The organism is Bacillus sp. GS3m_15504 (assembly GCF_055825275.1).
In genome coordinates, this window is sequence record NZ_JBVVNL010000003.1 from 50814 (window position 1) to 68175 (window position 17362).

The following is a 17362-nucleotide window of genomic DNA, read 5'->3' on the forward strand; positions in this document are numbered from 1 at the left end:
TTATTGACAAGCCTACCTCAAATTCTCATTTTTTATTGTATTTTACAAAATTTCAATTCGTATGGTGTTTCCAAGTAAAAAAGAAGAACCTTCACAAGATTCTCCTTTTCAAAATGAACGAGTTCTGACTAGAATCCCCAACCATTTTCTTCAATGTAAAATTGATACTCTTCTAACTCATCTTCACTCAATTTCTTATTATTCTCATATACTTCTTGCCATTCAAAATAGTCTTCACTAAAATAAACAGCAAATTTAATTTTCACGTTTTTCTTCTCCCTATAATCATAACCAGTAAACTCTACTACATCATAATCTTGTTCTTTCTTCACAAACTTCCAAGTTGGATTATCCGTCATAATCTCTAAAGTAATACCTTCACTACTTGAACGAACGACATTTTTAATATTCGGCTCAGTTGGTAAAAGTGAGAGTCCGAACATAGCTCCAGCAAACACGATTCCAACTATAACCTGGAAACCAACCATACCAGCAAAACTAGCGTTGCCCTTTGATTGTAAATAATATGCCTTCTCATGATCTGGCATATCTTCTCCCTTATGTAATACACGAACAGCGTGCTTATAATATAAACGATTTCCTTGCCATCCAGTAAATATCATCGTTCCTAACTGAAGGACTAAACTACATGTTAAATAAATCCCATCTGGAATATCTATAAAAGGAGTTACAACGATACTAGGTACCGCCAATAACGTAAGTATAATAAACAACTTATACATTTTACGATAAGCTAACCAAAAAGTTGGGAAGAAAAAGGCTACCCAATTCCACGTATTCCCTTGCGCTGGATTTTCTACTTTGCCCCACTTAAAGTCATAATAAGCTGTATTCTTTTGAACAACTTTATGTAACTCTTGCGGAGAAATTGTTTCTTGTAAAACAGTGTCCTTCACGTACATCATCCTTTTCTTCTTTCTACATACGTGTATTTTATAGAAAGAAAAAGAAGGAATCTAACAAAAAGTACATATATTTCATAAAAATGAACGGAAATCGAATATATTCCGACAATTTCTCATTTATTATTCCATTTCACTTTTTAATATATTAGAATACTTATGAATGATAGATTTAATACACTAAGTTAATCATTTTGTATATTTGATAATAAAAATGTTTCACATGAAACTATCTATATTTTGTATTACCTTGCTTCTGCACAATGTGTGTAAAGCCTTTTCCACCTACTATAAAAAGACGCCCTTTTCAAAAGGACGTCTTTTTACAGTTGAAAATTCAATAATAAATAAAATGAATTGTTTAATACATGAATCCCCCATGGAACGAGTAAATTGTTTGTTTTCTTATAGGTGTAAGCTAAACATATACCGCCACCCAAAATATATAAAACACTCCCTAAAGTAAGTGGATGTCCTAAAGTAAATATAAAAGCACTTATAACGGCACTACTAAGTGTAGAGAAGCGCTGAGATAATTTCATAAAAAACATACCTCGGAATACAAGCTCTTCCCAAATCGGCGCAAAAATCGTGAGTACAACTACATATAAAATGATTTCATTTTTAGTAGGCTCTATTACTATATTAGATTCCTCCACACGAAGCCCATGTGGTAAAACTAAATTTAATACCGCAAGATATATAAGCAGTACGATCATCGTCATTATTATTGTTACATAATGTTTTGAGTTGTTGAATTGTATTGATTTTAGTAAATGCACACAGTAATTTCTTGCTGGTGAATATATTAAAATAATAGTAAGAAATGTTAAAGGCGGAATAAGATAATCTACATACCACGGATATAATGAGGAGTCATATAAAAAGTTCAAATAACCAATTCCATACATGATCCCAAAAATAATTACTATCATGCTGATTACTTCTAACATACTCATTTGCACATTCTTTTCTTTATATGTAACTAATTCCGTGTCCACTATATACCCTCCAGTATAATTAAACCTTTTCAACCATTATATACCAAATTAAACGTAAAAAAAGACAATACATTCAACTGTATTGTCCATTTTCTTCCCTACCATTTCTCTCTGCATGTTTCAATTAAATGCAGCAAGTACCTCTTCGTCATATCTGCCCTTCTCCACCTTGAGAGCATTCTCTTTTCTTTTGGGTTCTGCCGTATTCTCGCTACTTCTTTTAATAAAAGCTCCCATTCTTCCGATGAACGTTCTAATAAGTATTGCAATCCTCTATCTTTTGAAACGATTGTTTTATGGTCTAGTGTATATAAAATACGGCCCATCGTAACGACAGCTGATTCTACCCATTCTTCTATAAAGAATAAATATGGCTGCTTCGCCTTCCCACTCCAGTACTGTTCTACGTTGTATTTCATCGTATTGACTACATCATCCCACCTTATTTGAAACGGGAGATCTTCCGCTTCTTTCCCGGTAACTGTAATACCTTGATTTTTCAATGTCCACCATGTCACTGCATTAATATCCCAATGCCCTATATTCGCCTTACCATCTGCACAATACATGTACTCATTCATTTCATCATTGTATTTCCCTAAATCAGCAAGTGGAATATACATACCATCCATTCTTTTCCCTAACGTACTACCACTAAGTTTCTTATGAAGTTCTACAAGTTGCTGTTTTTCAGCTTTATTCACGGAATCACTTATTACCGTAACAAAATCAACATCGCTCGTTTCTGCATGAAATGCACCGAGTGCGATGGATCCGTAAATGTATACCCCGACTATTTTTTCATCTAAAAAAATTTCTTTTAATTCTACTGTGTATCGTTCCATTAACTGTTGTACTTCTGTTGGTAACGCATGCTTCACTCCATTTTTCACAACTATCCCTCCAATAAAAAAAGCCTTTGCAAATTCGCAAAGACTTCCTGCTTTATAAATATTTCTCGATTTCTTCGTAAACATCCTTCAAACGAGGATTTCCTTCTCCAACAATTTCTCCATTTACAAGAACGACCGGATAAAATAAATCTTCCTCCACTACGCGCTCTGCGAATGCTTTTTTCTCTTCATCTTCTTGTTCTTCTTGGAAATCAATATACTCGAAATTAAATTTATTTTCTTGTCCTTCATATTTACGACCAATTGCAGCTTGTAACCACTCAAACGTTTCTGTTGAAGATGGCATTCCAACGCAGCTCGCACAAATTACTTTCGTCCCATACACTTGCACATTAACCATTTCTTCTCCCCCACTTCTTGTTCTAACAGTATATTCAGATGTCTTATTACATAAGCACATCATTTTACAAACTTATTCCATACCCCTATACTGAAAAAACACGTTGTAAACATGATAAAAAATTTCGACAATAAAACAAGAACAGAAAAAATAGATTTTCCCCTCTATCTTGATTATAATAAAACTGATGAAAGGAGTCGATAAAAATGGAAAACCCACATATGCAAGAACAAGTACTAGAAGTATTAGATAAATTACGTCCATTCTTACTTCGCGATGGCGGAGACGTTGAGTTAGTAGACATTGAAGAAGGTATCGTAAAATTACGCCTTATGGGTGCATGCGGAAGCTGCCCAAGTTCTACAATCACACTAAAAGCTGGTATCGAACGCGCATTACTTGAAGAAGTACCAGGCGTTATCGAAGTAGAACAAGTATTTTAATTAGAAGCAGAAGCGGCTCGTTCAGAACAGGAGGTCATTGGAGCTCCTGACGAAGAGGCGCTTTTTGCCTCGGCGGAAGAAGCGAAGCCACCGAACATTTTAGCCGCTGGAGCTAGATATTATCTAGCGGCTCGTTCAAAGTCACTTGCTAAAAGGAGACCAAATTTGGTCTCCTTTTTTTATTTAAATAACAATCATTCGTTAACATCATAAAACAAAATTGGAAATCATTCTCAAAAAATGCGATAATTGATACTATATAGTGAATCGTTCACACATATACAATCAAAAAAACATAGGGGGACGACACATGCCAAAAATGGGGAACACTTTTTTAACAATGCAAGAACTAGAAAAGAAAAAAGAGTATTTATTAGGCCTTTCATCCGTTATACCGACATGGAATGCGAGCTACCAATTTTTATTTAAAGAAATCCAGCAAGAATTATTGGGTAAAGTAAATGAAAAAATTGAAAAACATCAATTCATTTTAAATATATGTGCAGAGCAACAAGTAGGGGCATAATGTATTACATACAGTTGTGGTATATAAAAAAGAGACCTCACTCGGTCTCTTTTTTATCTTTTTTATATTTTTAAGATAACCAATCTAATTTTCTAATCCCAAGCTTATCAACTGGTAAACGAAGTGAGCTATAAAAATGCTTCATAAATTGCTCTGAGCGGTTCACATCGTGTAAAATGGCTTCTAAGCGATCTCTATATATGCTTTTTTGTTCTTCGTTTCCTGTTTGGTAGTACCGTTCAACTGTTTCAAAATAGTGAAGCGGGAACAAGAGTCTTGCAAATAATAGGCGCCAACCAAATGAGGATAACGAATAATTTCGTTCGTAATCTGTAACAAATTGAACGATTGTTTTCTCCCAGTCTTTCTTTTTTTCAATCATCATATAACGGATTAATTCTGCTATATCTCGAGTTGGGTGATCATACACCCAATCAAAAGGGAGTTTGAGACGCTTCGTTTGATGCCATAATAAAGGTGTGAATCGTTCTTGGCAAATTGTTGCTGCATCAGTTAGTTGCGGCGTATCATCCATTTCTGTATCAACAACATATTGAATGGCATTTTCTGCAACCCCTAAGTAATACGGGAAGGATTCAATAAACAATTGATCGAATACGTCTGTAGGGTGGTTCATCACTTGTGATTGCCAAAACTTTTCTAATTGATCGAGCCTTTTTTCCCATAATGCTTTCCATTCACCAATGCGGCTTAGTTGCTCAATTTCTTCTGGAAAGAATGCACCTCGTTTATGGAATATAGAAAGCTCACTACCTAATGATATAGCATGTCGTTCTAACGCTCGCATACCTTTTAATAAGCAGTAATTTTGTTCTTCTATCTCACTTACATAGTAGCCATGTATAGTTGGAACGAAAGTCGCTACAGTTATATCCCCTTGCTGGTTCATATAGTCACTGAGCTTTTTCATCTCTACAAGTACTTCTTCCTCCATTTCTCCAATTGGAACAAGTACATAAATTTTGTTGCGAATCCAAAAGCTTTTATAGGGGCCAAGGGGGATTAATTCTTTAACATGCATGTGATAATGCTCATAAATATGATGAATCATCGCAGTCGCCACCTATGGTTTTTCTTTATATATATGAGCTTGTGCTCGCCTTTCATTCCTATGCACATGATAAAGCAACGAAACGTATACAAATACTAAAAAGAAAAAAAGGTGATAAACATGAAAGACTCAAATCAACTACAAGAAAAAGCATTACAACTATTACAAGAACGCGGTGTAACAATTGACGATATTGCTGAACTTGTTCATTTTCTTCAAAAAAAATATCATCCAAATTTAGAGATGTCAGAATGCCGTTATAACGTTGAGCGTGTATTATCAAAACGTGAAGTACAAAACGCACTGATTACTGGTATCGAGCTCGATGTCCTTGCTGAAAAAGGAATGTTAAGTGAGCCGTTACAAGATATCGTAAAACGTGATGAAGGCTTATACGGAATTGATGAAGTGATCGCACTTTCTATCGTTAATGTGTACGGCTCTATCGGTTTCACGAACTTTGGATATATCGATAAATTAAAACCTGGTATTTTAGAATACTTAAATGATAAATCGTCTGGAAAAGTGCATACATTCCTTGATGATATCGTTGGTGGAATCGCTGCCGCTGCTTCAAGCCGCTTAGCGCATAGAGCTGAGCATTCGGAGTGAAATATGAAAGACCGTCAGTGTCATACTGACGGTCTTTTGTATTCCATGAGCATAAATTCTCTTCCTCGGCTCAAAAAAATAGGACCTTGCTGAAAACCTATGTTTTTATATAGCGTAATCGCTCTTGTATTAAATGTCGCTACGCTAAGTCGAAACGTTTTCGGCTTACATTCTTTAACAGCAAACGCTATCCCAGCTTGCAAAAACATTTTCCCTAGCCCTTTCCCTGTTAACTCCGGCTTCATGCCAAGTCCGATATCCATTACATCTTCTCCACCATATAAATGAGCATCTCTTCCCCCTGGCACTTGTGCATTTTCCCCAAAACAAAAATAGCCGATAAACTCCCCATTATCGTCACAACAACCATAATACGTCCCATCTAATAATTCTTCTATTACTTCTTCCTCGCCTGAAAAACTATACAAATGATAAGGTTCTTCATACGTCCATGTATTTATCTCATTCGCTTCTTCTACCGTTAACTTATGTATATCCATCCTTCTCTCCCCTAATCAAATATTCCCTATATACTCATTCAACTTCCCTGCTTTATTTCCCTCTAATTGAAATATGCACAATTGCATACGCACGCCCACTGAACAAATGGTACAATTTATTTGAATCGCTGTTGCTACACTTCTTGATCAAAGAAAAGGCGTTAAAACGGATATTAGCGCCTTATCAAACTCAAGCAATTGGCACATTTTGTCATCTTGAAAGACACTCGAAAGAGTGTCTTTTTTTCTATACCTTACAAGGACTTACTCATTTCAAAGCATACGCACATAAAATAATGTAACTCTTTACATGCATGAATTCTTTTCTAAAAGTTGTGCAGTAGACTCAAAATAAAAAAGCACTCTTGTCTAGAGTGCTTTTTACTTTCAAATCAGGAGGTTACATATATGGATAGTACTCTCGTATTTAACTTCGGCATTGGTATTGTCATTATTTTATTTGTTTTCTTTGTTCTTTGTATGAGTGGTGTGTAACAGTCTTTTATGCTGATAACTCTTTTAAAGTATCACTTAATTTGAACTTTCTTAATTGTAATGACGCAATCAACGCTGCCCCCGCTCCAAGTATCACGCTAGCTAAAGCCAGTATGACCACTTGATTATACGGAATAATAATAACCGTTAACTCTAAGCTTGATAACACGATATAACTAAACAAAATCCCACCAAAAATGCCAATGCAACCAGCTATCGCTCCAAGTAAAGTTCCCTCTAATAAAACAATCCTTCTCATTTGCTTTGGGATAGCTCCTACCGCACGAATCATACTAATTTCAGCACGTCTTTCATGTAAACTTGCGACTATCGCATTCATTAATCCTATACCAGAAATAATGAAAACAATTACAACTAACAAGCGAATTAACATCATCATTTGTGATAATAACTGCTCTTGTTCTTTCAATAAATCATAACTGTTTATAACTTCTATATTCTCTTTATTCTTTGTAATTTCTTTTACTTGCTTCTTAATTGCTTCAAATGACTGATTAGAATTTGTCATAATTTGAATCGCTTCATATCCTTGTACATGAAACTTATCGCGAGCCCATTGTTCATTTACAAAAACATCTAACCCTCTTAACCTTAATCCTTGCTCAATAATCGAAACAACTTTAATCGTTTGTTTTTCTTTTCCCTTTCCTTTTACTTCAAACGTATCTTGCAACTGAAGCCCTAAATTTTTAGCCACTTCCTTCGTAATGACTCCCTCACCATCTTCTAATGGCTTATTTAAAGTTTGTCCTGCAATCACTTTCGCCTTTGTTACTTTCTGATACGCTACAATATCATTACCTACAACTTCCATTGAATCAGAGTTCAAATTGTTTTTTTTCATAAATTCATACCATTCTTGATTCGCTTTTTTAAAGTCATAATTCACAAGCTTTGCTGTAAAGTCAGTAGCATTCCCAACACTCGCCTCTACACCATCAATTTTTTTAATCTTCTCCATCCAACTAAACGGTAATGTTTCTATTCCTTGCGACTCTACTGGAATTCTTACTACTAAGTCCGCTGGTAAATGTTTTTGTAATCCTTTTTTCATACCTTCATACATAGAGTTTACATACATCGTTCCAACAAGTGCTAACATAAAACCAAATGCTAGTATAGCAACCGACACAGCTGCCTTATTTCGATAACGAATGACATTCCGACTACTAATCGTCGTTTCAATTCGTAATATCATTTGAATCGGTTTTGCAATCACTGGTGCTATCACGCGAATAAATAACGGAATCGCAAATAACAAACCGACCGCAAATAAAAGCGCTCCTATCGCACTTGGATTAAAACCGATATACTCCTCTAATACGCTACCTGCTAGTCCAATAACAGTACCAATGAGTAAAATGCTAAGGCTAAAAGCACTCCATCTTTTTTCTTTCTTCTCATTACTAGGAAGACCTGGGCGGAGTGCTTGAACTGGTGGAATCTTTCTAACCATGAAAGCTGGTATAATAGCCCCTAGGATAGACATAACAATCCCTAGTAAAAAAGTAATGAGTAAAATCTCACTTGAAATCGAGAATGATGCTTCCCCTGCCCCCTCAATATTCACCCATTTGTTAATGAATGATGCTGCAATTGTTTGCGTACCTGCTCCAAGAATAACTCCTGCTAGTGATCCGATTGCCCCAATACATAAAGCCTCTAATAAAACGACTAATATAATTTGATTTGGATTACTACCAAGTGCACGTAATAATGCCCATTGCTTAAATCGACTTCTGACAGATAAGAAGAAACTTCCCATTATTAAAAGGGCTACTACAAATAAGGCAATACCACCTAAACTAAAAATTAAAGGCTTCATTACATTTAGTCGTTCAAATGCCTTATCGACATAAGTACGTTGATCCACCTTTATATTTTCTATCTTCTTATTTACATCAAGAGCAATCGTCCTTTTCACATTTACATCGGCTGTTTTCACTTGAACGAGATTGAACTGATTTGGTAGATTTAATTCTTTTTGAAGCCACTGGATTGGAAAATAAGCCCCATGCCCCATTGCCGCCATTAACGGCGGATTTAAAATGCCGACGACTTTCACAGTCTTTTCTCCATGTTGTGGGAATGGCAGTTTAATCGTATCTCCCAAACGTATATTTTCACGTTCTGTATACCCTTTTGTCAGCGCTACTTCAGCCCCGTCTTTCGGATATCGACCTTCTAATATTTTATAAGAATGCATTTCTGGAGAATCTTGCTCAACACCCCAATAGGACGGCTTTCCTGATAGCTCTTTATAATTTGGAAAAGGATACGGTATAAGTACTTTTGATATTTTTTCAGCATTTTCTAAGCCATCTATTCCTTTTAAACTTTCATTATTTAAATACATATCGTTTTTTATATAGCCAAATTGTAAATTATAATCTCCATATCGGCTTACTACTTGTTCCTTCACACTCTTCTCTACTGATTGATTTCCTAGCAATAACATCGTCGCTAACATAACACCTAACGCTGCACCGAGAGCGATCAACATATTTCGTAGCCAATTTTGTTTCATCGATTTTACCGCATATTTAATTACCCATCGCATCACCTTTACCTCCTACTTTAAAGTGGCGATTCATAATCTCTTGAATATGAGTAACCTGTTGCGGGATATTTCGAAATTTCCATCCTTTACTTTCAGCGTGTTCATGAATCACTTCACCATCTAATAAGAAAACAACTTTATCAGCATGAGCCGCTACGAACGGGTCGTGCGTTACAATTACAGCTGTTTGCCCTAACTCATCACACGCATTGCGAAGTGCCGCAATGATATTTTTGCTATTTTCCGAATCTAATGCCCCTGTTGGCTCATCCGCTAATATAATTGCCGGTTCATTTGCAAAAGCTCTTGCTATCGCAACCCTTTGCTGTTGCCCACCTGATAACTGTGCTGGTAAATGCTTTTCTTTTCCCTTCAATCCGACGAGTTCTAATAAACGAGTTGCTGTCACCGTTGCCTTCTTTTGCGATACATTATCTAACAGTAACGGCAACCCCACATTCTCCTCTGCACTAAACACCGGAATCAAATTAAACTGTTGAAAAATAAAACCGATTTTATGCCGTCTAAATAAAGCGAGCTCTTTTTCTTTTAATGTTGAAATCTCTGTACCGTCAACTCGAATACTACCTACCGATGGAATATCTAATCCACCTAACAACTGAAGTAAGGTCGTTTTACCCGAGCCACTTGCTCCCATAATACAAACGAAATCTCCTTTTTGAATTTGAAGATTAATGCCTTTTAATATTTTGACTTTACTATCACCAATATCAAATGATTTTTCTAACCTTTCAATTTCAATAATATTCATCCCCATATCCCCTTCTCTCTCTATTTACCAATCTATATATTCTATTCAAAAATGCAAAATCCCTACTATTTTGTATTTTTTTGTCACATACTAACATTTGTTTATCACAGCAAAAAAATTGACTCTTACAAGAAAAGTAACCACAATAGTTACATGAATACATAAAAACTATTCACATATCCACAAATAGGAGGAATAACAATGAAACATGTAATCGTTTATGCACACCCGAATACAGAAAGCTTCAACCATGCGATTTTAGAAACGGTAAAAAGTGAATTAGCAGAAAAAGGTCATGAAGTTCGCGTTCGTGATCTATACGAATTAAACTTCAATCCAGTATTAGGCGCTTCCGATTTCATCTCATTTTCTCAAGGAAACACACCAGCAGATATTAAAGAAGAGCAAGAGCATATCTCTTGGGCTGATACCATTACATTCATTTACCCAGTTTGGTGGGCGGGACTTCCTGCTATTTTAAAAGGATACGTTGACCGTGTATTTAGCCACGGCTTCGCTTATGCTTACGGTGAAAATGGCATCGAGAAGTTATTAAGCGGTAAAAAAGGATTATTATTATCTACAATGGGAAATACGAAAGAGGCATACACAGCAGGCGGTATGTTTGACGCAATGAAGAAAACAGCGGATGTTGGTATTTTTGAATTTACAGGTATTGAAACAATTGAGCATACATTCTATACGAGTGTTCCTTCTGTGGATGACAGTGTGCGTAAACAATATCTTGAAGAGGTTAAAGATGTTGTGAATCGTGCATTTTAAATAAAATTATATCAGCGATTTTTTTAATATATCAGCGCAACTCAGATTATATCGGCGATTTTCTAAATATATCAGCGCAACTTAAATTATATCGGCGATCTTCTAAATATATCGACTTACCGACAAAAATCGACACTAGTCAAAACTAATTATTAGCCCACACCAATCGGGCTGCCCGCAAATATCAGAAAAAAAGCTGCTCCAAGGTTTGGAACAGCTTTCTTCATTACATCTTCTCAATCCACTCCGTCAAGTTATGTACAACTTGCGTCGGTTGAACTTCGTATTCTGTTAACTTCTCCACAGTTGTGACTCCAGTGTGGACAAGAAGCGTATGCATACCGGCATTTATTCCTGCTAAAATGTCTGTATCGTAGTTATCCCCAACCATTAAGGCTTCATTCTTTTCTATGCCAAGCACTTTTAAAGCTTGTTCCATAATGATTGATTCTGGTTTTCCGATAAAGATTGGATCCACGCCTGTTGATACTGCTACAACTGATGTTAATGAACCGTTACCTGGTAATAATCCGCGCTCAGTCGGAATGGCAATGTCTCCATTTGTAGAAATAAACGTTGCGCCGTTACGCACAGCAAGACAAGCTTTTGCTAATTTTTCATATGTGATGTCACGATCTAAACCGACAACAACGAAATCAGGATTTTCATCCACAAGTTCAAATCCTTTTTCCACAAGTGCATCATGTAAGCCTTCTTCACCAATCATATATACAGTTGCGTCTTGTTTACGTTCATAAATAAAGTTTGCTGTTGCCATACTCGTTGTGAATACTTGCTCTGCTTTCGCTGGAATATCGAAACGAACAAGTTTTTCTGCTACCTGTTCTGGTTTACGAGTTGAGTTATTCGTAACGAATAAATATGGAATGCCGCGCTCTCCTAATGCTTTTACGAAGTCGCTTGCTTCTTCAATTTGTTCTTCTCCGCGATACATTGTACCGTCTAAGTCAATTAAGTAACCTTTATACATCGATTATGTCTCTCCTTCTATGCTAACGTTCTCACCTTATCATACCACTCTTATATTACCCGCTTTTTACAAAGAAAAAAACGCTTTACCTTAAAGCGCCCCATAACGTTCATTTTTTCTCTTTTACTTGATAAGAACAACTACAATCGCCCTCGCACATGTTTGCTAGCGTCTTTACATCTGCTCCTGCAAATAAACGATTATACATCTCTTTTTCATCTTCACACACTTGCGGGAATCTCTCTGCAATTTCCTTTAACGGACAGTTTTGTTTTTCAATTACGAAAGAGTTCTCTCCGTCTCTCTTAATTTGAACCATATAACCATTTTTCTCTTGCATAGCTGCTATCTCTTGCACTTTATATGCTAAATTCTTTTGATTACTCACTCGCTTTTGCAACTGTTCTTCCATTCGCTTCGTTCTCTCTTTTAAAACGTAACGAAGTATTTGTTCATCGCCCATTCGAGCTAAATCTTCTAGCATATCAATCGCAAATTGCTTATACTCTTTCGGGAATGTATCTTCTCCCTTTTCGCTTAATCCATACAAATAAGTTGGTCTTCCGACATGTTGCCTTACCATCTTAGAATAGATGAAACCATCTTTCTCAAGATTACTTAAATGTCTTCGAATCGCCATTTCTGTAATCTCTAAAATTTCAGCTAGTTCCGCTACCGTGTGCTCTCCCTTTACTTTCAACAATTGGATAATTTCATCTTTCGTCGTCCGTGCTTCCCCCATGCTTCACCCTTCTCCCTCACATACAATATAAGACCCCCAAAAGGCTTTCTCTGGGGATCTTATAAGCATAATTATTCTGGTACAAATGCAGATACAGGTCCTAATTCCTTTTCTAAATAACTGCGAATATTTGCTGGGTATTTCTCTACCACTGCAATATGTTTTTGAATCGTCTTATATAATTCATCATGATTCATTTGAATATAATCTTGCGTAAGCATTTTTCGAAGAAGGATAATTTCTTTCATCCCTTGTCCATCTTCTGCACTTATCACTCGCTCGTCCATTAAAATATCAATAATATCTTCATAGCTTCCTGGATCGCGCATAATAAATCCATCAATCATCGCATTCCCTACATCTAATACAGAATCAATAATTAGATGCGCTATGCGTTCTAATGCGTAAAATTCAAACTCGGTTTCATATATCTTTTTCTCTTGAAATGTACTTGTTGCTCGTTCTAAACATACTAGCATTTGTTCTATTTTCTTTCTGTCTACAAAATACATGAATGTCACCTACCTGGAAATTAAAGCATTTACATTTTAATTGTAACGCTTTCTTCTGAAAAAATCGACAATTTTTCGAATTCACCTTTTCCCCGTAATTTGTTATAGTTATATTTGTATGATTTTTGAAATTGGAGGAATGGAATCTTGGAACGTGAACTCGCACTAGAAATTGTCCGTGTAACAGAAGCAGCAGCATTAGCATCCGCACAGTGGATGGGCCGCGGAAAGAAAAATGAAGCAGATGATGCAGCAACTACAGCAATGCGTGATATGTTCGATTCAGTAAACATGGCAGGTACAGTTGTAATTGGTGAAGGAGAACTTGATGAAGCACCGATGTTATATATTGGTGAAGAACTAGGAACAGGTAACGGTCCCGAAGTAGACATCGCCGTTGACCCATTAGAAGGTACAAACATCGTTGCAAAAGGTCTTGCAAACGCAATGGCAGTTATCGCAATCGCAGATAAAGGAAACCTTCTTCATGCTCCTGATATGTACATGGAAAAAATCGCGGTTGGTCCAAAAGCAGCTGGTAAAATTAGCTTAGATGATCCAATTGAAAAAACAATTGAAATTGTAGCAGAAGCTAACAATAAAAAGATTCGCGATCTAACAGTTATCGTTCAAGAACGTGAACGTCATCAAGATATTATTGATCGTGTTCGTGCTAAAGGTGCACGTGTAAAATTATTTGGTGACGGTGATGTTGGTGCGTCAATCGCAACAGCACTACCTGGAACTGGTATCGACTTATTCGTAGGTATTGGCGGAGCTCCAGAAGGCGTTATTTCTGCAGCAGCATTAAAGTGTCTTGAAGGTGAAATGCAAGCTCGTTTAGTTCCAATGAACGAAGAAGAAGAAGCTCGTTGTCGTGAAATGGGATTAGAAGACCCTCGTCAACTTCTTATGTTAGATGACTTAGTATCTGGGGATGATGCAATCTTCTCAGCAACTGGTGTATCTGCTGGTGAGTTATTAGACGGCGTAAAATTCCTAGGCGGAGATTTAGCTGAAACATACTCTATCGTAATGCGTTACAAAACAAGAACAGTACGATTCATTAAAACGCATCACCATTTAGATCATAAACCACACTTAAACTTAGATATTTAATAAAAGGAGCCATGTGTATGGAAGAACGTTTCTTTCTGTACGACGACACTGTCGCTACAAAAACTCGTTTCGTTAGCTTTATGGGAGAAAATGAGCGTCATGATTTAGCGCTATTATACTCCGATCGTCATTACGGTAAAACGATCGTCCTTGATATGCAGCGCAATAAATTTGCAATCATTGGTGCTGACGATTTAAACGAACCAGGCTACTTAGAGCACGCATTTTCTATGACTGAAGAAATTGCTGAAGAACTACGCTCATTTTTATTTGAACTTATATAATTTATCTTAGGCACCAGCTTTTTAGCTGGTGTTTTTTCACTTTAAGTATTTTGAATTTTCAATTATCCGTGTTATAATGAAGAATAAATCTATTTGGATAGAAAGGACGTTATCTACGTATGCCAACATTTACTTTGTAATGGACCAGCAATTGGATAGCATTACTCTCAAAAAAGCACCACGCTTTTTCAAGGGAGTAGTCTGCCCATTCCCATTACAAAGGAACGTATTGCATCTGTAGTATGATGTTTACGGAGGTTCCTCTTTGGGGAACCTCCTTTTATTTTTGTCTTTTTCTCATGTCTTCATACTACAAGACATCCAAATAGCTGTATTACGTTCCTTTACCACTACTATAAGAGGTGAAGGAAAATGCAGAAAGTACAACTTTCTTGGAGTTTATATGAAAATCAGCAAAATACAATTGAAAAGTATTGTAAAAATTGCAGACGCACTACCCTATTTACCGACACAAATATTCGTAGGCATAACGCCAACGGAAAAAACATATATCGCTTTGCTATTTATAAATGTCCGAAAGATCATACGTGGAATCAAAAACTTCGTATTTATAAATCATTTACTGATCACGTTGAAACAGTCGATATGACGCAACAGGATCAAACGGAAACAACTACTACCATTTCCATTACACAGCATAAAGAAAGTGGCATAGATGAAATTACGATTGTATTAGATCTCGTTTTCGGTTCCCACCGGATGGATAAAGCTTTATCCACATATATTTCCGATTGGAGCCGTACACTCATTGTGGATAAAATAAAAAACGGGGATATTCAATTGAACGGACAACAAATGAAACCAAATACAATACTTTCTGAAGGCGATTATATATCAATTTGTTTATAAGCGAGAATATGCAAAAAATCCTCTTACAATCGTAAGAGGATTTTTTTACTTCTTCACTTTTCGTAATACGAAGTGTGCACAACCGAAGTTACAATACTCGTATAAATACTCCGATAACGTACTAATTTTTGTATCATATGTCGCACGTTGGTTACTATCATCAAAGAAACCGCGCAATCTAAGTTGCTCATATCCCCAGTCTCCAACGATGTAATCATATTTATTTAAAATTTCTGCATAGCGCTCTTTAAATGCTTCTTCACTAAAACCGTCACGAAAGTTTTTAATTACTTCGTACTGCACATTATTAATGCTCACCGTAGCATGAATCTCTTGCTTTTGCTCCATCATTAACTTCCTCTCTAAGCATTCTTCTTTTTATCGTATCACAAAGCATACCAACCAACAATTTCAAATACAAAAATTTGCAAATTAGTGCATGCTATGGAGAAGGAGGTGATACATCGTGAAAAAACAAATTATACTTTCTCTCCTCACGCTTTCCTTATTTGCGGGCTGCCAAACAAATAAAGCCGAAATGGAACGTGAAGAAGGAAGTCGTGTTCTTGTTTCCAATAAAAACGAAATGTATCATACGGAAAATACAAATACACGGCTTACAAGGGTCGGCTATTCATCTAAGCAAAAGCATGAAGTATCTAACAAACAAGTAGGAGCCATTAACCGTGAGAAAGTTGCTGAAATGATTACAAGCATGACAGTTAAACTCCCTGACGTTACAAATGCTGCTACGCTTGTTACAGATGATGAAGTATTTGTTGTATACCGTGCAAACACAACGGATTCGAAACTTGTAGCAGATCAAGTATATAGAACTGCTTTATCCATTGTCCCTCGCTATTATAAAGCATATGTATCAACAGACCAAAAGTTGATTTCTCAAATTCAAGGCCTTCAATCTGGCGCATTAAATGATACAGAATATACGCAAAGCCTCGATATGTTAAAGCGTGAAATGAGTAAAAATCCTCATTTGAACAATACAGGGGATCAGACTTTAAATGATATGATAAAAAAATAAAGAAGGCGGAGACAACCTCCACCTTCTTTATTTTTTACTATTTATTACGATCCGCATAAACTTCCATCGCATCGCACATAAACTGCGCTAAACCTTCGCCAAACTTATCGATATTTTTCGTAAAGCGCTCATCAGCGACGTACATTTGACCGAGCCCCTTAAAAGCATCTAATGAATAGTGACTGAAGTTTTGCAAGTAATCGTACCATACTTTGATAGCTTCTTGCGCCTCTTTGGAATCTGGAGCACCGTGTCTAAGCGCCGCTAAATTTCTGTAAATAGCATTAAACTCTTCTTGCTTCTCTTTTGACATACCTTTCGCATATTCATTCGCTTTATCTACAGCTGCGTCTCCCCATCTTTCACGTGCTTCTTCTTCATATGGGTTATGGCTGAAATCGAATCCTTCAAATTTCTCTTTGTTCGTCATTTCAATCTCTCCTTTTGTATACTGAATTGTTTTATCAATCGTCGCAATCACTTTATCTAACCTAGCACGCTTTTCAAGAAGCATTTTCTTATGAAGCTGTAATGCCTCTTTCCGGTCAAATGATGGACTCATGATAATTTCTTTAATTTTCTTCAAAGGGAAGCCTAGTTCTTTAAAAAATAAAATTTGCTGCAACATTTCTAAATTTTCATTGGAATACAGACGATATCCAGACTCTGTCGTCTCGTCTGGGGTTAACAACCCGATTTCATCATAATGATGCAGTGTGCGCACACTAATTCCAACTAAATTAGCTACTTCTTTTACCTTCATTGCCATGTGTATCTCCCCCTTAATACATACGATAAAGTATGACGCAACGTTAGAGTCAATAAGTAAATTCATTTTCT

At 36.3% G+C, this 17362-nt stretch carries 21 protein-coding genes; 8 read left to right on the forward strand and 13 right to left on the reverse strand.

What is annotated here, in order from left to right:
• Nucleotides 1–128: 128 nt before the first annotated feature.
• The 4 genes from AC0L0O_RS22240 to AC0L0O_RS22255 all read right to left on the reverse strand — a co-directional run bounded on the left by AC0L0O_RS22240 (nt 129) and on the right by AC0L0O_RS22255 (nt 3178).
• Nucleotides 129–923 (reverse strand): DUF2628 domain-containing protein, encoded by a 795-nt coding sequence (locus tag AC0L0O_RS22240; protein ID WP_038357112.1) that lies wholly within the window; start codon nt 921–923, stop codon nt 129–131.
• 323 nt (nt 924–1246) lie between these two features.
• Complete coding sequence (locus AC0L0O_RS22245) at nt 1247–1924, reverse strand: CPBP family intramembrane glutamic endopeptidase (protein WP_001982732.1); 678 nt, start codon at nt 1922–1924, stop codon at nt 1247–1249.
• Nucleotides 1925–2022: 98 nt separating this feature from the next.
• Nucleotides 2023–2901 carry a nucleotidyltransferase domain-containing protein gene (locus tag AC0L0O_RS22250; protein ID WP_072179825.1) on the reverse strand — a complete coding sequence of 293 codons (879 nt, stop codon included), beginning with the start codon at nt 2899–2901 and terminating at the stop codon, nt 2023–2025.
• Nucleotides 2870–3178 (reverse strand): DUF1462 family protein, encoded by a 309-nt coding sequence (locus AC0L0O_RS22255; protein ID WP_000248594.1) that lies wholly within the window; start codon nt 3176–3178, stop codon nt 2870–2872. The genes AC0L0O_RS22250 and AC0L0O_RS22255 overlap by 32 nt, the downstream gene beginning before the upstream one ends.
• Before the next feature lie 206 nt (nt 3179–3384).
• On the opposite strand from AC0L0O_RS22255, the gene AC0L0O_RS22260 reads away from it, so the two are divergent.
• Both AC0L0O_RS22260 and AC0L0O_RS22265 read left to right on the forward strand, forming a co-directional pair.
• Nucleotides 3385–3621 carry a NifU family protein gene (locus AC0L0O_RS22260; protein ID WP_000431159.1) on the forward strand — a complete coding sequence of 79 codons (237 nt, stop codon included), beginning with the start codon at nt 3385–3387 and terminating at the stop codon, nt 3619–3621.
• Nucleotides 3622–3931: 310 nt separating this feature from the next.
• The gene (locus tag AC0L0O_RS22265) at nt 3932–4147 is read left to right on the forward strand and encodes a hypothetical protein (protein WP_001125503.1); all 216 of its coding nucleotides are present in this window, start codon (nt 3932–3934) and stop codon (nt 4145–4147) included.
• A gap of 70 nt (nt 4148–4217) precedes the next feature.
• Here the strand turns inward: AC0L0O_RS22265 and yutH are convergent, their stop codons facing one another.
• Entirely contained in the window at nt 4218–5219 is a 1002-nt protein-coding gene (yutH, locus tag AC0L0O_RS22270) for a spore coat putative kinase YutH (RefSeq protein WP_000581265.1), read from the reverse strand.
• A gap of 120 nt (nt 5220–5339) precedes the next feature.
• Between yutH and AC0L0O_RS22275 the strand changes: the two genes are divergently transcribed.
• The gene (locus AC0L0O_RS22275; protein ID WP_000655323.1) at nt 5340–5831 is read left to right on the forward strand and encodes a phosphatidylglycerophosphatase A family protein; all 492 of its coding nucleotides are present in this window, start codon (nt 5340–5342) and stop codon (nt 5829–5831) included.
• 20 nt (nt 5832–5851) lie between these two features.
• Here AC0L0O_RS22275 and AC0L0O_RS22280 read toward each other — a convergent pair whose 3' ends face one another.
• The 3 genes from AC0L0O_RS22280 to AC0L0O_RS22290 all read right to left on the reverse strand — a co-directional run bounded on the left by AC0L0O_RS22280 (nt 5852) and on the right by AC0L0O_RS22290 (nt 10179).
• Nucleotides 5852–6331, reverse strand: a complete 480-nt coding sequence (locus AC0L0O_RS22280; RefSeq protein WP_000351175.1) for a GNAT family N-acetyltransferase — start codon at nt 6329–6331, stop codon at nt 5852–5854.
• Between the two features lie 502 nt (nt 6332–6833).
• A complete protein-coding gene (locus AC0L0O_RS22285) occupies nt 6834–9407 on the reverse strand; it encodes an FtsX-like permease family protein (protein ID WP_131371567.1) in 2574 nt (857 codons plus the stop codon).
• Nucleotides 9391–10179, reverse strand: a complete 789-nt coding sequence (locus tag AC0L0O_RS22290; protein WP_001021173.1) for an ABC transporter ATP-binding protein — start codon at nt 10177–10179, stop codon at nt 9391–9393. The genes AC0L0O_RS22285 and AC0L0O_RS22290 overlap by 17 nt, the downstream gene beginning before the upstream one ends.
• A 201-nt stretch (nt 10180–10380) precedes the next feature.
• Here AC0L0O_RS22290 and AC0L0O_RS22295 point away from each other — a divergent pair, with 201 nt between their 5' ends.
• The gene (locus AC0L0O_RS22295; RefSeq protein ID WP_000683417.1) at nt 10381–10962 is read left to right on the forward strand and encodes an NAD(P)H-dependent oxidoreductase; all 582 of its coding nucleotides are present in this window, start codon (nt 10381–10383) and stop codon (nt 10960–10962) included.
• A 226-nt stretch (nt 10963–11188) separates the two neighbouring features.
• Here the strand turns inward: AC0L0O_RS22295 and AC0L0O_RS22300 are convergent, their stop codons facing one another.
• The 3 genes from AC0L0O_RS22300 to AC0L0O_RS22310 form a co-directional block, all read right to left on the reverse strand.
• Nucleotides 11189–11953: a TIGR01457 family HAD-type hydrolase gene (locus AC0L0O_RS22300; protein WP_000276467.1), complete on the reverse strand. Its 765-nt coding sequence runs from the start codon at nt 11951–11953 to the stop codon at nt 11189–11191.
• A gap of 109 nt (nt 11954–12062) precedes the next feature.
• Nucleotides 12063–12695, reverse strand: a complete 633-nt coding sequence (locus AC0L0O_RS22305; protein WP_000503330.1) for a helix-turn-helix transcriptional regulator — start codon at nt 12693–12695, stop codon at nt 12063–12065.
• A 71-nt stretch (nt 12696–12766) separates the two neighbouring features.
• Nucleotides 12767–13207: a DUF86 domain-containing protein gene (locus AC0L0O_RS22310; protein ID WP_000274007.1), complete on the reverse strand. Its 441-nt coding sequence runs from the start codon at nt 13205–13207 to the stop codon at nt 12767–12769.
• Between the two features lie 147 nt (nt 13208–13354).
• On the opposite strand from AC0L0O_RS22310, the gene glpX reads away from it, so the two are divergent.
• The 3 genes from glpX (at nt 13355) to AC0L0O_RS22325 (ending at nt 15480) form a co-directional block, all read left to right on the forward strand.
• Nucleotides 13355–14326: a class II fructose-bisphosphatase gene (gene glpX / locus AC0L0O_RS22315; protein ID WP_000439090.1), complete on the forward strand. Its 972-nt coding sequence runs from the start codon at nt 13355–13357 to the stop codon at nt 14324–14326.
• 17 nt (nt 14327–14343) lie between these two features.
• A complete protein-coding gene (locus AC0L0O_RS22320; RefSeq protein WP_000392606.1) occupies nt 14344–14610 on the forward strand; it encodes a DUF3055 domain-containing protein in 267 nt (88 codons plus the stop codon).
• Between the two features lie 372 nt (nt 14611–14982).
• The gene (locus tag AC0L0O_RS22325; RefSeq protein ID WP_001174599.1) at nt 14983–15480 is read left to right on the forward strand and encodes a hypothetical protein; all 498 of its coding nucleotides are present in this window, start codon (nt 14983–14985) and stop codon (nt 15478–15480) included.
• A 45-nt stretch (nt 15481–15525) separates the two neighbouring features.
• On the opposite strand, the gene AC0L0O_RS22330 is transcribed toward AC0L0O_RS22325, so the two are convergent.
• Entirely contained in the window at nt 15526–15828 is a 303-nt protein-coding gene (locus AC0L0O_RS22330; RefSeq protein ID WP_000435941.1) for a YutD family protein, read from the reverse strand.
• A 118-nt stretch (nt 15829–15946) separates the two neighbouring features.
• Between AC0L0O_RS22330 and AC0L0O_RS22335 the strand changes: the two genes are divergently transcribed.
• On the forward strand, nt 15947–16522 hold the full coding sequence (locus AC0L0O_RS22335) for a YhcN/YlaJ family sporulation lipoprotein (RefSeq protein WP_000744049.1): 576 nt from the start codon (nt 15947–15949) through the stop codon (nt 16520–16522).
• A gap of 37 nt (nt 16523–16559) precedes the next feature.
• Here AC0L0O_RS22335 and AC0L0O_RS22340 read toward each other — a convergent pair whose 3' ends face one another.
• Nucleotides 16560–17291 carry a MerR family transcriptional regulator gene (locus tag AC0L0O_RS22340; protein ID WP_473786135.1) on the reverse strand — a complete coding sequence of 244 codons (732 nt, stop codon included), beginning with the start codon at nt 17289–17291 and terminating at the stop codon, nt 16560–16562.
• Nucleotides 17292–17362: the final 71 nt, after the last annotated feature.

Bases quoted from the DNA above. Each gene is read 5' to 3' on its own strand.
- AC0L0O_RS22275 (WP_000655323.1), top strand. From the start codon at position 5,340: ATGAAAGACTCAAATCAACTACAAGAAAAAGCATTACAACTATTACAA.
- AC0L0O_RS22305 (WP_000503330.1), bottom strand. From the start codon at position 12,695: ATGGGGGAAGCACGGACGACGAAAGATGAAATTATCCAATTGTTGAAA.
- AC0L0O_RS22260 (WP_000431159.1), top strand. From the start codon at position 3,385: ATGGAAAACCCACATATGCAAGAACAAGTACTAGAAGTATTAGATAAA.
- AC0L0O_RS22255 (WP_000248594.1), bottom strand. From the start codon at position 3,178: ATGGTTAATGTGCAAGTGTATGGGACGAAAGTAATTTGTGCGAGCTGC.
- yutH (WP_000581265.1), bottom strand. From the start codon at position 5,219: ATGATTCATCATATTTATGAGCATTATCACATGCATGTTAAAGAATTA.
- AC0L0O_RS22290 (WP_001021173.1), bottom strand. From the start codon at position 10,179: ATGAATATTATTGAAATTGAAAGGTTAGAAAAATCATTTGATATTGGT.
- AC0L0O_RS22280 (WP_000351175.1), bottom strand. From the start codon at position 6,331: ATGGATATACATAAGTTAACGGTAGAAGAAGCGAATGAGATAAATACA.
- AC0L0O_RS22250 (WP_072179825.1), bottom strand. From the start codon at position 2,901: ATGTTTACGAAGAAATCGAGAAATATTTATAAAGCAGGAAGTCTTTGC.
- AC0L0O_RS22330 (WP_000435941.1), bottom strand. From the start codon at position 15,828: ATGGAGCAAAAGCAAGAGATTCATGCTACGGTGAGCATTAATAATGTG.
- AC0L0O_RS22240 (WP_038357112.1), bottom strand. From the start codon at position 923: ATGTACGTGAAGGACACTGTTTTACAAGAAACAATTTCTCCGCAAGAG.
- AC0L0O_RS22340 (WP_473786135.1), bottom strand. From the start codon at position 17,291: ATGGCAATGAAGGTAAAAGAAGTAGCTAATTTAGTTGGAATTAGTGTG.
- AC0L0O_RS22325 (WP_001174599.1), top strand. From the start codon at position 14,983: ATGCAGAAAGTACAACTTTCTTGGAGTTTATATGAAAATCAGCAAAAT.
- AC0L0O_RS22310 (WP_000274007.1), bottom strand. From the start codon at position 13,207: ATGTATTTTGTAGACAGAAAGAAAATAGAACAAATGCTAGTATGTTTA.
- AC0L0O_RS22265 (WP_001125503.1), top strand. From the start codon at position 3,932: ATGCCAAAAATGGGGAACACTTTTTTAACAATGCAAGAACTAGAAAAG.
- AC0L0O_RS22300 (WP_000276467.1), bottom strand. From the start codon at position 11,953: ATGTATAAAGGTTACTTAATTGACTTAGACGGTACAATGTATCGCGGA.
- AC0L0O_RS22285 (WP_131371567.1), bottom strand. From the start codon at position 9,407: ATGCGATGGGTAATTAAATATGCGGTAAAATCGATGAAACAAAATTGG.
- AC0L0O_RS22295 (WP_000683417.1), top strand. From the start codon at position 10,381: ATGAAACATGTAATCGTTTATGCACACCCGAATACAGAAAGCTTCAAC.
- AC0L0O_RS22320 (WP_000392606.1), top strand. From the start codon at position 14,344: ATGGAAGAACGTTTCTTTCTGTACGACGACACTGTCGCTACAAAAACT.